Origin of the sequence: Micromonospora sp. NPDC000663 (genome assembly GCF_042898105.1) — a bacterium.
In the GTDB taxonomy this organism is placed as follows: Bacteria; Actinomycetota; Actinomycetes; order Mycobacteriales; family Micromonosporaceae; genus Micromonospora.
This window is the reverse complement of record NZ_JBIAYR010000006.1, coordinates 291,729-306,496: the sequence shown is the minus strand read 5'-3', so window position 1 is coordinate 306,496 and position 14,768 is coordinate 291,729. Positions and strand designations below refer to the sequence as shown.

The window sequence follows — 14,768 nt, the reverse complement described above, 5'->3', positions numbered from 1 at the left end:
GTCAGTCGCGGGTCAGCTTGCGGTACGTCACCCGGTGCGGCCGGGCGGCCTCCGCGCCGAGGCGGTCGATCTTGTTCTTCTCGTACGCCTCGAAGTTGCCCTCGAACCAGAACCACTTGGCCGGGTCCTGGTCGTCGCCCTCCCAGGCCAGGATGTGCGTGGCGACCCGGTCCAGGAACATCCGGTCGTGGGAGATGACCACGGCGCAGCCGGGGAACTCCAGCAGCGCGTTCTCCAGGCTGGAGAGCGTCTCCACGTCCAGGTCGTTCGTCGGCTCGTCGAGCAGGATGACGTTGCCGCCGATCTTCAGGGTCAGCGCCAGGTTGAGCCTGTTGCGCTCGCCACCGGAGAGCACCTTCGTCGGCTTCTGCTGGTCCGGTCCCTTGAAGCCGAACGCGGCGATGTACGCACGCGACGGCATCTCGACCTTGCCCACCATCAGGTAGTCCAGCCCGTCGGAGACGACCTCCCAGACGGTCTTGTCGCCGTCCAGGCCCTGCCGGTTCTGGTCGACGTACGACAGCGAGACGGTCGGACCGACCCGTACCTCGCCGGCGGTCGGCTCCTCCAGCCCGACGATGGTCTTGAACAGCGTGGTCTTGCCGACGCCGTTCGGACCGATGATGCCGACGATGCCGTTGCGGGGCAGCGAGAACGACAGGTTGTCGATCAGCAGCCGGTCACCGAAGCCCTTGCTGAGGCCCTGCGCCTCGATCACCGTGCTGCCCAGGCGCGGGCCCGGCGGGATCTGGATCTCCTCGAAGTCCAGTTTGCGGGTCTTCTCCGCCTCGGTGGCCATCTCGTCGTACCGGTCCAGGCGGGCCTTGGACTTGGTCTGCCGGGCCTTGGCGTTGGAGCGGACCCACTCCAGCTCCTCGGTGAGGCGCTTCTTCATCTTCGCGTCGCGGCGACCCTCGACGGCCAGGCGGGCGGCCTTCTTCTCCAGGTAGGTGGAGTAGTTGCCCTCGTAGCCGATGGCCCGGCCCCGGTCCAGCTCCAGGATCCAGCCGGCCACCTTGTCCAGGAAGTACCGGTCGTGGGTGATCGCCATGACGGTGCCCGCGTACTTGGCCAGGTGCTGCTCCAGCCAGGAGACGCTCTCCGCGTCCAGGTGGTTGGTGGGCTCGTCGAGCAGCAGCAGGTCGGGGGCCTCCAGGAGCAGCTTGCAGAGCGCCACCCGGCGGCGCTCACCACCGGAGAGCTGGGTCACGTCGGCGTCCGGCGGCGGGCAGCGCAGCGCGTCCATCGCCAGTTCGAGCTTGGAGTCGATGTCCCACGCGTCGGCGTGGTCCAGCTCCTCCTGGAGCCGACCCATCTCCTCCATCAGCTCGTCGGAGTAGTCGGTCGCCATCTGCTCGGCGATCTTGTTGAACCGCTCCAGCTTGGCCTTGGTCTCGGCGACCGCCTCCTCGACGTTGCCGAGCACGGTCTTGGCGTCGTTGAGCGGAGGCTCCTGGGCGAGCATGCCGACTGTGTAGCCGGGCATGAGCCGGGCCTCGCCGTTGCTCGGCTTGTCCAGCCCTGCCATGATCTTGAGGAGGCTGGACTTACCGGCGCCGTTCGGGCCGACCACACCAATCTTGGCCCCCGGCAGGAAGCTCAGCGTCACGTTGTCGAGCACGACCTTGTCGCCGTGCGCCTTGCGCGCCTTTTCCAGGACGTAGATGTACTGGGCCACGGTGCGGGCTACCTCCGTCGGTTTGCTGTCGCCTGATCGGCGGCGCGGCGCGGGCTCGGACCTCCACCCGCCGCCGCCGGCCGGGAGCCGGCCGCGCGCACGCCATCGTCAATCCTGACAGGTACGGCGAGCTTCGCCCACATCACCCCGCCCGAGGAGTACGCGGCGAGCCGGATCGTCGCCTCCGAGCGGTGCCGCTGTCGACAAGATCACCTCAAGGATTCGGCGAGTCCGAGGCGGGTAGGAGACTCCGGCACGGGGGCCCAGAGGCCGCAGCTACGCTCAGTACGCTCATCGCGGTGGACCCGTCAGTACCCGGAGGTGGCCGATCGTGACCGTCCGTAGCTCCTTTGTCGTAGTGGCGAACCGTCTGCCTGTCGACGAGGTGAGCACACCCGAGGGACGGCAGTGGCGACGCAGCCCCGGAGGGCTGGTCACCGCGCTGCATCCCGTACTCGCCGAACACCAGGGCACCTGGGTGGGCTGGGCCGGTGGCACAGGCGCCGCCCCCGAGCCCTTCGACCTCGAGGGCATCCGGCTGCACCCGGTGCCGCTGAGCGCCGAGGAACTGGAGCGCTACTACGAGGGCCAGTCCAACGCGACGATCTGGCCGCTCTACCACGACGCCGTGGAGACACCCGCCTACAAGCGCCGCTGGCGCGAGGCGTACCGCCTGGTCAACGCCCGGTTCGCGGAGGCCGCGGCGGACGTGGCGGCCGAGGGCGCGACGGTCTGGGTGCAGGACTACCAGCTCCAGCTCGTCCCGGCGATGCTGCGGGAGCTGCGACCGGACCTGCGGATCGGGTTCTTCCTGCACATCCCGTTCCCGCCGATCGAGCTGTTCATGCAGATGCCGTTCCGCACCGAGATCCTGCGCGGCCTGCTCGGCGCCGACCTGGTCGGCTTCCAGCAGCGGCTGGCCGCGCAGAACTTCGTCCGGCTGGCCCGGCACCTGCTCGGGCTGCGCTACGAGGGGCAGATGATCCAGGTCGACGGGCGGCAGGTGAAGGCGGGCGCCTTCCCCATCTCGATCGACACGCAGGAGATGGAACGGATGGCCGCCGATCCGGCGGTCCAGGCCCGCGCCAAGCAGATCCGCGCCGAGTTGGGTGACCCGAAGACGATCATCCTTGGCGTGGACCGGCTGGACTACACCAAGGGCATCGAGTTGCGGCTCAAGGCCTTCCGCGAACTTCTGGCTGACGGAAAGTTGACAGTTCCCGATGCGGTTATGGTGCAGGTCGCCACACCGAGCCGTGAGCGCGTCGAGCACTACCAGGCACTTCGAGTCAAGGTAGAGCGCGAGGTTGGTCGGATTAATGGCGAATTCGGCAGGGTCGGCGTGCCGGCGGTGCATTACCTGCATCAGTCGTACAGTCGCAGTGAGCTGGCCGCGATGTACGTTGCTGCCGACGTGATGATGGTGACACCGCTGCGAGACGGAATGAACCTGGTAGCCAAGGAGTACGTCGCATCGCGCGCCGACCAGGGCGGTGCGCTCGTGCTCAGTGAATTCGCTGGCGCCGCAACGGAGCTGCGCCAGGCCTTTCTGTGTAACCCGCACGATCCGGACGCGGTCAAGGACGCCCTGCTCCGGGCAGTGCACGTGGAGAAAACCGAGGCACGCCGCCGGATGCGGACAATGCAACGTCACCTGCGTACCCACGACGTGGGGCACTGGGCCAAGTCTTTCCTCTCCGAACTGGGAGTTTCCGAGGCGGAGGCCGAGTGAACACGTCCGTCAACGACGGAGCGCCGATCGTCACCGAGGTGATGGACCCTGAGCTGCGCTCCGCCATCGGCCGGATCGCCCGGGTCCCCCAGCTCCTGATCGCCTGCGACTACGACGGCACACTGGCGCCGATCGTGGAGGACCCGAGCACCGCCGTACCCCTGCCCGAGTCGGTGGCCGCGATCCGCGCGCTCGCCGCGCTCCCGCAGACCACCGTGGCTGTCGTCTCCGGCCGGGCGCTGCGCGACCTGGCCGCGCTCTCCCGCCTGCCCAGCGAGGTGCACCTCGTCGGCAGCCACGGCTCCGAGTTCGACATCGGCTTCGTCGAGCGACTCTCCCCCGAGCTGGTGGCGGTACGCCAGCGGGTGCGCAACGCGCTTCGCGAGATCGCCGCCGAGCACCCCGGGATCCGGCTGGAACGCAAGCCGGCAAGCGTCGCCATGCACACCCGTGGGGTCGACCCGCAGGTCGCCGCCGCCGCCATCGAGGCGGTCCGCACCGGCCCGGCCACCTTCGACGGGGTCACCGTCACCCAGGGCAAGGAGGTGATCGAGCTCTCCGTGGTGGCCACCCACAAGGGCACCGCCATCGACCAGCTCCGGACCCAGCTCGCGGCCAGCGCCGTGCTGTTCATCGGCGACGACGTCACCGACGAGAACGCGTTCGGCAACCTGCACGGTCCGGACCTCGGCATCAAGATCGGCCCCGGCGAGACCCAGGCCGCCTACCGGGTGGCCGAGCCGCTCGACGCGGCCCGCACGCTCGGGCTGCTGCTGGAGACCCGCCGGCACTGGCTGTTCGGTGAGCGGGCGGTGCCCATCGAGCGGCACTCGATGCTCTCCAACGGCCGTACCGTCGCGCTGCTCACCCCCGAGGCCAAGGTCAGCTGGCTGTGCCACCCCAAGCCCGACTCCGCGGCGATCTTCGCGGACCTGGTCGGCGGCAGCCCGGCCGGTCACTTCAGCGTCGCCCCGGAACGCGGGGGCATCCCGCTGGGTCAGCGCTACCGCTCGGGCACGATGACCGTGGAGACCCGGTGGTCCGGGCTCACCGTCACCGACTGGCTGGACAAGCCGGCCCGGGAGACCACCCCCGACGGTCCGGCCGTCGTCACCGGAGACTCGACCCTCGTCCGGGTGCTCACCGGCCACGGCAAGGCCCGGCTGGAGTTCGCCCCTCGGCCCGAGTTCGGCCAGGTCGCCGTGCAGTTGCAGCCGCTCGGCGACGGCCTGCTGGTGCTCGGCTCCAACGAGCCGATCGCCCTCTACTCCCCCGGCGTCGAGTGGCAGGTCAACAACGACGGCGGGTACGAGACCGCCAAGGCCGTCGTCGACCTCTCCGCCGCCGGTGGGCAGGTCGTCCTGGAGCTGCGCTTCGGCACGCACAGCCTGGAGCACCACCGGGTGCCGATCCACGAGCGGCAGACCGCCGCCGAGCAGCCGTGGAAGGACTGGGTGGCCTCGCTGCGGCTGCCCTCGACCTCCCGCGACCTGGTCGCCCGCAGCGCGCTGACCCTGCGCGGCCTCTGCCACGAGGCCACCGGTTCGATCCTGGCCGCGGCCACCACCTCGCTCCCCGAGGAGCTGGGCGGCGTCCGCAACTGGGACTACCGCTACTGCTGGCTGCGCGACGCGGCGCTTACCGCCCGCGCGCTCGTCGACCTCGGCTCCATCGAGGAGGCCGAGGCGTTCCTGCGCTGGGTGGACGGCTGCATCGAGCGCACCGGCGGCCACCCGGAGCGCCTGCACCCGCTGTACACCATCGACGGATACGAGCTGGGCGCCGAGGCCGTCATCGACACACTGCCCGGGTACGCCGGCTCCCGGCCGGTACGCGTCGGCAACCTCGCCAACCACCAGCTCCAACTGGACGTCTTCGGCCCGATCGCCGACCTGATCGCGGCAGTCGCCGACGCCCGTGGCTCGGTCCGCGACGACGAGTGGCGGGTCCTGGAGAACATGGTCGAGGCGGTCCGCCGCCGCTGGCACGAGCCCGACCACGGCATCTGGGAGGCCCGGCTGCCACCACGGCACCACGTGTTCTCCAAGGTGATGTGCTGGATGACAGTCGACCGGGCGCTGCACGTGATGCGCCAGCACGGTGGCGAGGACCGACCCGAGTGGAAGGACCTGCGCGACCGGATCGGCGCCAACGTGCTGGAGCACGGCTGGCACGACGAGGTCGAGGCGTACAGCGTCGCGTACGGCGACGAGGACATGGACGCGTCGTCGCTGTGGATCGGCCTGTCCGGTCTGCTCCCGGGGGACGACCCGCGTTTCCTGTCCACCGTGCTGAAGATCGAGGCGGACCTGCGCAGCGGCCCGGTCGTCTACCGGTACCACTGGGACGACGGCCTGCCCGGCCGTGAGGGCGGCTTCCACATCTGCACGGCGTGGCTGATCGAGGCGTACCTGCGCACCGGCCGCCGCACCGACGCCGAGGAGCTGTTCGCGCAGATGGTGCTCACCGCGGGCCCCACCGGCCTGCTCCCCGAGCAGTACGACCCGCTCGCCGAACGCGGGCTGGGCAACCACCCGCAGGCGTACAGCCACCTGGGGCTCATCCGCTGCGCCCTGCTGCTGGACAACATGCTCAAGCAGTAGTTCGAGTACGCATCGGGGCCGGAGCGCACACGCTCTGGCCCCGATCTCGTCGATCTTGCGCTTTGTGTCGTCAATATGGCGGGATACGTCCCTCTTGCCGGGACAGCAAGTGCAAGATCGCGGCGGGTTACGGCTCCAGGGCGTGCACCACGTCACCCACCACGACGACGGCGGGCGGGCGCAGGTCGGCGGCGGCCAGGTCGGCGGCCACCGCGTCGAGCGTGGACCGCAGCACCCGCTGGCCGCCAGTCGTGGCCTCCTGGACCACGGCGGCCGGTGTCTGCGGCGACCGGCCGTGGGCCATCAGGGTCGCCGTGATGACGGCGAGGTTCTTCAGCCCCATGAGGATCACCAGCGTGCCGCGCAGGCCCGCGAGGGCGTCCCAGCGCACCAGCGACGCCGGCGAGTCGGGTGCCAGGTGCCCGGAGACGACTGTGAACTCGTGCGCCACCCCCCGGTGGGTGACCGGGATGCCGGCGGCGGCCGGAGCGGCGATCGAGCTGGTCACCCCCGGCACGACAGTCACGGGTACGCCGGCCTCCGCGCACGCCAGCAACTCCTCCCCGCCCCGCCCGAAGACGTACGGGTCACCGCCCTTGAGCCGGACCACGAAGGCACCCGCCAGGGCACGGTCGACCAGGATCTGGTTGATCTCCTCCTGCGCCCGGGACGGCCCGTAGGGGATCTTCGAGGCGTCCACCAGCTCGACGTCGGGGCGCAGCTCGTCCAGGAGCAGCCCGGGGACCAGCCGGTCGGCGACCACCACGTCGGCCTCGGTGAGCAGCCGCCAGCCCTTCACCGTGATCAGCTCCGGGTCGCCCGGCCCGGCGCCGACCAACGCCACACGCCCGACCGTCGCAGCGGAGGTGGCCTCGGCGTCGGGCCGGTCCCGGGTGGGAGCGGCGTCGCGCACGGCGAGCAGGTCGCGGATCGCGTCACGCACACTCATCGCCCGCCGGGGGTCACCGCCGCCGAGCACCGCCACGGTGACCGGGCCGTGCCGGGTCACGGCCGGGGTCCAGGCCGTGGCGGCCGCCCGGTCGTCGGCCCGTACGCAGAAGATCCGCCGCTCGGCGGCGACGGCGCTCACCGACGCCGCCGCGATCGGGTCGTCGATCGCGACCTGGACCAGCCACGCCCCGTCCAGGTCCTCAGGCGCGAACCGGCGCGGTGCCCAGCGCAGCCGGTCGGCGTTCACGTGGGCGCGCAGCGCCGGGGTCAGCTCCGGCGCCACCAGCAGGACGTCCGCGCCGGCGTCCAGCAGCGCCGGCACCCGCCGGGTGGCGACCGCGCCGCCGCCCACCACCACCACCCGCCGTCCGGCCAACCGCAGGCCCAGAGGGTACGGACTCGTCACTTCTCGGCCACGCCTGCGGAGTCGAAGGTGGCCACCTCGTGCAGCACCCGGACCGCGCCGGTGACCACCGGCAGCGCCAGCAGCGCACCGGTGCCCTCGCCGAGGCGCAGCCCCAGGTCGATGAGCGGGTCGAGACCCAGATGGCGCAACGCCACGGTGGCGCCCGGCTCGGCCGAGCGGTGACCGCCGACCATCGCGCCGACCGCGTTCGGGGCGAACGCGGCGGCGGCGAGCGCGGCGGAGACCGCGATGACGCCGTCCAGCAGCACCGGCGTACGGCGGGCCGCGGCGCCCAGGATCAGCCCGGCCAGCGCGGCGTGCTCCAGCCCACCGACGGCGGCCAGCACACCCAGCGGGTCGGCCGGGTCGGGCGTGTGCCGGGCCAGCGCGGCCCGCACCACCGCCACCTTGTGCGCGTACGTCGGGTCGTCGACCCCGGTGCCCCGGCCCGTGGCGTCGAGCGGGTCGGCGCCTGTGAACGCCGCGATCAACGCGGCGGCCGGGGTGGTGTTGCCGATGCCCATGTCCCCGGTGAGCAGGATGCCGGCACCGGCGTCGATCAGCTCGTCGGCGATCCGGATGCCGGTCCGCACGGCCGCCAGTGCCTCGTCCCTGGTGAGCGCGGCGGTCACCGTGAAGTCCCGGGTGCCCCTGCGGACCGACGCGGTGACAAGTCGGGGCGCGGACGGGTCGAGCACCGCCGTGCCGGAGACCTCGGGGGCGGGCAGCGGGGTGGCCACGCCGACGTCGACGACGGTGACCGACGCGCCTGCCTGCCGGGCGAACGCGTTGACGACCGCCCCGCCGGCCAGGAAGTTGCCGATCATCTGCCCGGTGACCTCCTGCGGCCACGGGGACACGCCCTGGGCGTGCACCCCGTGGTCACCCGCGAAGATCGCGACCGCGGCCGGCTCGGGCAGCGGCGGCGGGCAGGCGCCGGCCAGGCCGGCGAGGCGTACCGACAGCTCCTCCAGCAGACCCAGCGAGCCCGCCGGCTTGGTGAGCCGGCCGTGCAGCTCCCGGGCGGCGGCCATCGCCGACTCGTCGAGCGGTCGGATCGCGGCGATCCTGTTCTCCAACATCATGCCTCCATGGTCTCGCGCAGCACCTCGACGAACGCTTCGGTGGTGTTTCGGTCGCGTACCGCCACCCGCAGCCAGTCCGGGCCGAGGCCGGGGAACGTGTCGCCCCGGCGCACCGCCCAGCCCCGGTCCCGCAGGGCCGACCGGATCCGGCTCGCACCGGGCAGGTGCAGCAGCACGAACGCGCTGGCGGGGCGGCCTGCGACGCGTACACCTGGCAGGTCGGTCAGGCGGGCGACCAGATGGTCGCGGTCGGCGGCGAGATCGGCGGCGATCGCGCGTTCGGCCCGGACCGCGACGGACGTGGCGCAGGCCGACGCGGCGGCCAGCGCCGGGGTGGAGACGGCCCACAACGGCTGGACGGCGGACAGCCGGGACAGCAGCTCCGGCGCGCCGAGCAGGTAGCCGATCCGCAGGCCGGCCAGGCCCCACGTCTTGGTGAGGCTGCGCACCACGAGCAGGCCGGGCAGGTCGGGCCGCTCGGCCAGCGACTCCGGCTCGCCGGTGCTCCCGGGCGCGATCGTGGTGTCGGCGAACGCCTCGTCGACCACGAGCACCCGGCCGGGGCGGGCCAGCGCGGCCACCGTCTCCGCCGGGTGCAGTACGGAGGTGGGATTCGTCGGGTTGCCGATCATCACCAGGTCAGCGTCGGCGGGCACCCGACCGGGGTCGAGCCGGAAGTCCTCGGTGGGATCCAGCAGCACCCGCTCGACCTGGTGGCCGGCGGCCCGCAACGCCGCCTCCGGCTCGGTGAACTGGGGATGCACCACGACCGGGCGGCGGACGCCCCGCAGCGCCTGGGCGATCAGCACGAAGCCCTCGGCGGCCCCGGCGGTGAGCAGCACCTCGTCCGGGTGACGCCGGTGCCGGGCGGCGATCGCGGCGCGGGCCGGCGCCGGGTCCGGGTATCGGGCCAGATCGGTGAGGCTGTCGGTGATCGGCCCGGCCAGCCACTGCGGCAGGGGCGCCCGACGCACGTTGACGGCGAGGTCGACCAGGCCGGCTGTCGCCTCCGCGTCGCCGTGGTGCGCGAGGTCCGGCTCGGTCCCGCCGGCGGTCGGCGCGCTCGGCTGATCGGGCATGTCCGCGATCCTGCCGGGAAGGCGGCCCGTGGGACAGCCGATCTCGACGTAAGCCGCGTCACCACTCGCCGGTTTAAGAGTTCTTCTCATGTACGTATCGGAAATGTCATAACTTGGCCATGTGAGCAACCGACCCCTTGCTGCCGCTGGTCGACTCGTCCCTCTCCTGCGCGCCGGACTGATCGCCGGCATCGTGATCGCCGCCGCCGCGTACCCGCTTGTCGCCCTCACCGGGCTCGGCGCCAAGGCCACCGCGCACGCCGTGGAGCAGAAGACCAAGCTGCTGACCACAGCCCTGCCCGCCGAGACCTCGTACCTCTACGCGCCAGACGGCAAGACCGTGCTGACGATGTTCTACGAGGAGTACCGGCAGTACACGAAGCTGTCGGACATGTCGCCCAACATCCAGCAGGCGATCGTCGCCGCCGAGGACTCCCGCTTCTACCAGCACCACGGCGTCGATCCCAAGGGCGTGGCCCGCGCCTTCGTGGCGAACGCCCGCTCCGGCGGCTCCCAGGGCGCGTCGACCCTGACCATGCAGTACGTCCGGATGGCCCTGCGGGACAGCGCGACCACCCCCAAGCAGGTCCAGGAAGCCACCCAGCAGACCAGCCTGCGCAAGGTCAAGGAAATGCGGATGGCCCTGGACCTGGAGAAGGAGATGAGCAAGGAAGACATCATGGAGCGGTACCTGAACTCGGCGTACTTCGGTCACCGGGCGTACGGCATCTACGCCGCCAGTGAGATCTTCTTCTCCAAGACCCCCAAGGACCTCACCCCCGTCGAGGCGGCCACCCTCGCCGGGCTGGTCAAGTCGCCGTCCGAGTACGACCCGGCCGACTCCGACCAGAAGGAGGCCACCGGACGGCGCAACTACGTCCTGGACCGGATGAGCCAGCTCGGCTACATGTCCCCCGACTCGGCCGCCGCCGCCAAGTCCGAACCGATCCGGCTGAAGCTCACCAACCCGCCGAACGACTGCGCCGCGATCCCGCAGAAGTACAACAGCTGGGGATTCGCCTGCGACTACCTGAAGAACTGGTGGAGCGCGCAGCCCGCGTTCGGCGCGAACCGGCTGGAACGGATCGACAAGCTGCGCCGCGGCGGCTACCGGATCGTGCTCAGCGTCGACCCCAAGATCCAGGAGGCGGCCGAGAACAACGTCGGCGCCAAGGACGCCACCGGCAGCCCGTTCGCCAACGGCATCGTGGTCGCCGAACCGGGCACCGGGCGGGTCAAGGCAATGGCCGTCAACCGCACCTACTCACTGGACCTGGCCGAGAACCCGCAGAGCTCCAATCCCGAGGCCGGGCCGAACGTGAAGGCCAACTACCCGAACACAGTGGCACCCCTGCTCGGCGGCGGCGACCTGCCCGGCTACCAGGCCGGATCGACGTTCAAGATGTTCCCGATGCTCGCCGCGCTGGACTCCGGCATGACACTCTCCACGTCCTTCAACGCCCCGTACCGCTACAAGTCGTCCGTGTACGACGGCTGGGCGCCCTCCAACGCCAGCGGCGCGATGACCGGCCAGCAGACCATGTGGTCCGGCTTCGGCAAGTCGGTGAACACCTACTTCGTGTGGCTGGAGGAGAAGGTCGGCGCGGACCGGGCCGTCCGGCTGGCCGAACAGCTCGGGCTGCGGTGGCGCACCGACGTCGACCGGGAACAGGCGTCCCCGGGCAAGGCGAAGAAGTGGGGCGCGTTCACCCTGGGCGTCTCCGACGCCACCCCACTGGAGATGGCCAACGCGTACGCCGCCATCGCCGCCGACGGCAGGTACTGCGAGGCGATCCCCGTGCAAGCGATCATGAACCGGGACGGCACACCCGCCACGTACGCCACCCCCGGCGGCATCCACCGTGAGGTCGCCAAGCCCCGCTGCCGGCAGGTGGTGAGCGCGGACGCCGCCCGGGCGGCCACCGACGCGGCCCGCTGCCCGACAGGTGACACCCCGGCACGCGGTGGCTGCGGCGGCTGGTCCACCGCCGACAGCGTGCGAGGAACCGTCGGTCGCCCGGTCGCCGGCAAGACCGGCACCACCGACAGCACCCGGTCCGCCTGGTTCGTCGGCTACACACCGGAACTGGCGGCGGCGAGCTTCATCTCCGACCCCGACAACCCGTTCAACGCGGTAGGTGACGGGCAGTCCCAGATCCCCATCGCGGCGGTCGCCAAGACGCTGCGGGACGGACTGAAGGGACAACCCACCCGCCAGTTCACCCCACCGTCGGACGCCATCGTCGGCTGAGAACGGCGGGACTCAGCGCAGGTCGGCGGCCACGAACGACCACAGCTCCAGGTCCACCCGGCCACCGCGGACGAACCCGGCGTTACGCAGCAGGCCCTCGTAGCTGAAGCCCGCCTTCTCGGCGACCCGACGCGAGGCAAGGTTGCCGGGGGCCACCCGCAGCTCGACCCGCTGGAAGCCATGCTCCAGGATCAACGCGATGGCCACCGCGTCCACCGCCTCGGCGGCCAGCCCGAAGCCACGCGCGTGCGGCGCCATCGCGTACGAGACCTCGGTGGCCCGGGCACCCCAGTCGGTACGCCGCGTCCACAGCGCACCCACCACCAGGTCGTCCTCACGGCGGAGCACCGACCAATGGTCACCGTCGCCGCTGTCGCGCCGCTGCCGGGCCAGATCGGTGCACCAGGCGTGCCCGTCGATCGGGCCGGAGTCGTCGGCCAGCGGCAGCCACCGCCGGGTCAGCCGGTCGGCGAAGATCTCCCCGGCCGCCGCCGCGTCCGCGGCGGTGACCCGCCGCACCTCCGTACGCGGGGTCGACACTGTCAACTCCGGGAAGCGGCGTACCGCCACCTGACCGATCATGCAGGCACCCCACCGGGCTGCGCGGGCACCACCTCGTCCACCGGTTCGGCCGCCGCGGCGGTCACCAACCGGGCTGCGGTCGCCGGGTGACCCGCCCAGTGCAGGGTGAGCTGCGAGGCGTGCACGTTGCGCCACACGAAACCCTCGGGCGTGCCGCCGTCCCAGCTCCAGGCCGGACGCTGACCGGCGCGCGGCGTCAGCACCGCCCGGTGCTCCTTGTGCCCCACCAGCACCGTGCCGGTCGCGGCGACCACGCTGTCCGTCTGGGCCGTCGCCTCCCGGTAGCCCACCACCAGGCCGTCCCGGCTGACACCCACCGCGTCGAGGACCCCGCACATGGGCAGCCCGTCCAACTCGCGGGCCAGCCACAGCAGGCCCGCGCCCTCGGCGACGACCGGCCGGCCGGTACGCGCCAACTCGGCCACCGCGATGCAGAGCCGCCGGTTCGCCGACAACTGCTCGGCGTACGCCTCGGGCAGCGCGCCGCCGACGACGAGCGCGCGGGTGCCCGCCGGCAGCGCCTCGTCGCGCAGCGGATCGACCGTCACCACCTCGGCGCCGGCGGCCCGCAGCAGCTCGGCGGTCTCCGGATGGCTGAAGCTGCCACCCGGGCCACCGGCGAGCGCCACCAGCGGCCGGTCCGCCGGAACGGCCAACGCGCCGAGCGCCTCCTGCGGCGACCAGGCCGGCGCCGGAAGGGGCGGGGCGGACCGGGCCAACCCGAGCAGCCGCTCCAGATCGACGGTGGCGGCGACCGCCTCACCGAGCCGGCGCACCGCGCGGACCGCGTCGGCGGAGGACTCGACCACAGGTGCCACGCCGTGCCGCCGGGACGGCAGCACGGCCGGCAGGTCCTGCCGGCGCAGCGCCCCGTAGACGGGCACACCCACGTCGTCGAGCGCCTCGCGCAGCATCCCCTCGTGCCGGGACGACGCCACCCGGTTGAGGATCACCCCGCCGAGCCAGAGCTGCTCGTCGTACGAGCGGAAGCCGTGCACGAGGGCGGCCACCGACTGGCCCATCGCGGCGACGTCGACGACCAGCACCACCGGGCTGCGCAGCGCGGCGGCCGCGGCGGCTGTGGACTCCTGCTCGGGGCGGCCGCCGACCGAGTCGTACAGCCCCATGCTGCCCTGTACCACGGCGAGGCCGGCGCCCGCCGCGCCGTGCGCGACGAGTGGGGCGAGACGGTCGACACCGACCAGGCGGGGATCGATCACGCGGCCGGGCCGGCCGGCGGCGAGGCCCAGGTACGCGGCGTCGACATGATCCGGGCCGAGCTTGAACCCGGCGACGTCGACACCCCGCTCGGCCAGTGCGGCGAGCAGCCCGATCGCCAGCGCGTTCTTACCGTGCCCGGAGGACGGCGCGCTGAGCACCAGGCGCGGCACCACGGTCATCATCGACTCCTCGCGGGCGGCGGCGGGTACGCGACGGACAACCGAGGAGGTCGATCCGTCGGCGTGACGATACCCGCCCGTCCCGACTGGCGAGCACCGCCAACCACTGCCGCGCGCACCGTCCCGGCCCGGTCGCGGACAGTGGCCCCGGTCATACGGGTAGCCTCGGTGCCGTGTACCGGTTCCTGCTGAGCCCACGCTGGCTGGGCGCCCTCGCGTTGACCCTGGTCGCCGCCGCCGTGATGGTGTGGCTCGGCAACTGGCAGCTGGACCGCTACCGCGGACGTACCGAGGTCAACGAACGGATCGACGCCGGCCAGCGGATGGCCCCGGTGCCGTTGACCGAGGCGCTGAGCGCGCCCACCGGCGGCGCGGGCAAGGCCGGCCCGGCCCCCGCGAAGGAGAAGGTCTGGACCCGGATCACCGTCACCGGCCGGTACGACCCCACGAACACGGTGCTGGTGCGGGGCCGGACGGTGGACAGCCGGGTGGGCTTCGAGGTCCTCACGCCGCTTGTGCTCTCCGACGGCACGGCGCTGCTGGTGGACAGGGGTTGGATCCCACCGGCGCCGGGTGGCGCGACAGCCCAGCCGCCGGTGCCCGCCGCGCCCACCGGCGACGTGACAGTCGTGGGCCGGGTGCACGAGACCGAGAGCGGCGCCGGCACTGTCGACCGGCGGGACGGGCGGCTGGAGACCCGACGGATCGCCGTCCCGCGGCTCGCCGGGGAGCTGCCCTACCCGGTGTACGGCGCGTACCTGCTGCTGGACGAGCAGACACCGGCCGCCGACCCGGCGTTCAAGGCGGTGACGGTCGGGCACGCCAACAACTGGCAGAACTTCGGCTACGTGGTGCAGTGGTGGCTCTTCGCCGTGATGGCCCTGTTCGGTTACGGCTGGGTGGCACGCCGGGAGGCCCGGCGGGCCGCCGGCCTCGACACCGAGCGCAGGCCCCTGGACCGGGCGGCCGAGCCGACGAGCACGCCCGCCTGACCGGGCCCG

10 protein-coding genes are annotated in these 14,768 nt (G+C 72.2%); 4 read left to right on the top strand and 6 right to left on the bottom strand.

The window, feature by feature from the left end; all coding sequences use genetic code 11:
* Position 1: 1 nt before the first annotated feature.
* A complete protein-coding gene (gene ettA, locus ACFY1S_RS21975; protein ID WP_364373553.1) occupies positions 2-1,678 on the bottom strand; it encodes an energy-dependent translational throttle protein EttA in 1,677 nt (558 codons plus the stop codon).
* A 331-nt stretch (positions 1,679-2,009) separates the two neighbouring features.
* Between ettA and ACFY1S_RS21970 the strand changes: the two genes are divergently transcribed.
* Both ACFY1S_RS21970 and otsB read left to right on the top strand, forming a co-directional pair.
* Positions 2,010-3,410: a trehalose-6-phosphate synthase gene (locus tag ACFY1S_RS21970; RefSeq protein WP_139585604.1), complete on the top strand. Its 1,401-nt coding sequence runs from the start codon at positions 2,010-2,012 to the stop codon at positions 3,408-3,410.
* 41 nt (positions 3,411-3,451) lie between these two features.
* Positions 3,452-6,013, top strand: a complete 2,562-nt coding sequence (gene otsB, locus ACFY1S_RS21965; protein ID WP_364374257.1) for a trehalose-phosphatase — start codon at positions 3,452-3,454, stop codon at positions 6,011-6,013.
* 127 nt (positions 6,014-6,140) lie between these two features.
* Here otsB and cobA read toward each other — a convergent pair whose 3' ends face one another.
* Genes cobA through cobC form a run of 3 tightly spaced genes read right to left on the bottom strand, consistent with a single transcriptional unit; the run spans position 6,141 to position 9,534 of the window.
* The gene (cobA, locus tag ACFY1S_RS21960; RefSeq protein WP_387120965.1) at positions 6,141-7,370 is read right to left on the bottom strand and encodes a uroporphyrinogen-III C-methyltransferase; all 1,230 of its coding nucleotides are present in this window, start codon (positions 7,368-7,370) and stop codon (positions 6,141-6,143) included.
* Complete coding sequence (cobT, locus tag ACFY1S_RS21955) at positions 7,367-8,452, bottom strand: nicotinate-nucleotide--dimethylbenzimidazole phosphoribosyltransferase (protein ID WP_387120962.1); 1,086 nt, start codon at positions 8,450-8,452, stop codon at positions 7,367-7,369. Before cobT ends, cobA begins: the two co-directional genes overlap by 4 nt.
* Positions 8,452-9,534 carry an Rv2231c family pyridoxal phosphate-dependent protein CobC gene (cobC, locus tag ACFY1S_RS21950; RefSeq protein WP_387120959.1) on the bottom strand — a complete coding sequence of 361 codons (1,083 nt, stop codon included), beginning with the start codon at positions 9,532-9,534 and terminating at the stop codon, positions 8,452-8,454. Before cobC ends, cobT begins: the two co-directional genes overlap by 1 nt.
* Before the next feature lie 121 nt (positions 9,535-9,655).
* Here cobC and ACFY1S_RS21945 point away from each other — a divergent pair, with 121 nt between their 5' ends.
* Positions 9,656-11,785 carry a transglycosylase domain-containing protein gene (locus ACFY1S_RS21945; protein ID WP_387120956.1) on the top strand — a complete coding sequence of 710 codons (2,130 nt, stop codon included), beginning with the start codon at positions 9,656-9,658 and terminating at the stop codon, positions 11,783-11,785.
* A gap of 12 nt (positions 11,786-11,797) precedes the next feature.
* Here the strand turns inward: ACFY1S_RS21945 and ACFY1S_RS21940 are convergent, their stop codons facing one another.
* Together ACFY1S_RS21940 and ACFY1S_RS21935 are read right to left on the bottom strand one after the other, a co-directional pair.
* The gene (locus ACFY1S_RS21940; RefSeq protein ID WP_387120954.1) at positions 11,798-12,367 is read right to left on the bottom strand and encodes a GNAT family N-acetyltransferase; all 570 of its coding nucleotides are present in this window, start codon (positions 12,365-12,367) and stop codon (positions 11,798-11,800) included.
* Complete coding sequence (locus ACFY1S_RS21935) at positions 12,364-13,767, bottom strand: cobyrinate a,c-diamide synthase (protein WP_387120951.1); 1,404 nt, start codon at positions 13,765-13,767, stop codon at positions 12,364-12,366. The genes ACFY1S_RS21940 and ACFY1S_RS21935 overlap by 4 nt, the downstream gene beginning before the upstream one ends.
* A 173-nt stretch (positions 13,768-13,940) precedes the next feature.
* Between ACFY1S_RS21935 and ACFY1S_RS21930 the strand changes: the two genes are divergently transcribed.
* The gene (locus ACFY1S_RS21930) at positions 13,941-14,759 is read left to right on the top strand and encodes an SURF1 family protein (RefSeq protein ID WP_387120948.1); all 819 of its coding nucleotides are present in this window, start codon (positions 13,941-13,943) and stop codon (positions 14,757-14,759) included.
* Positions 14,760-14,768 lie beyond the last annotated feature (9 nt).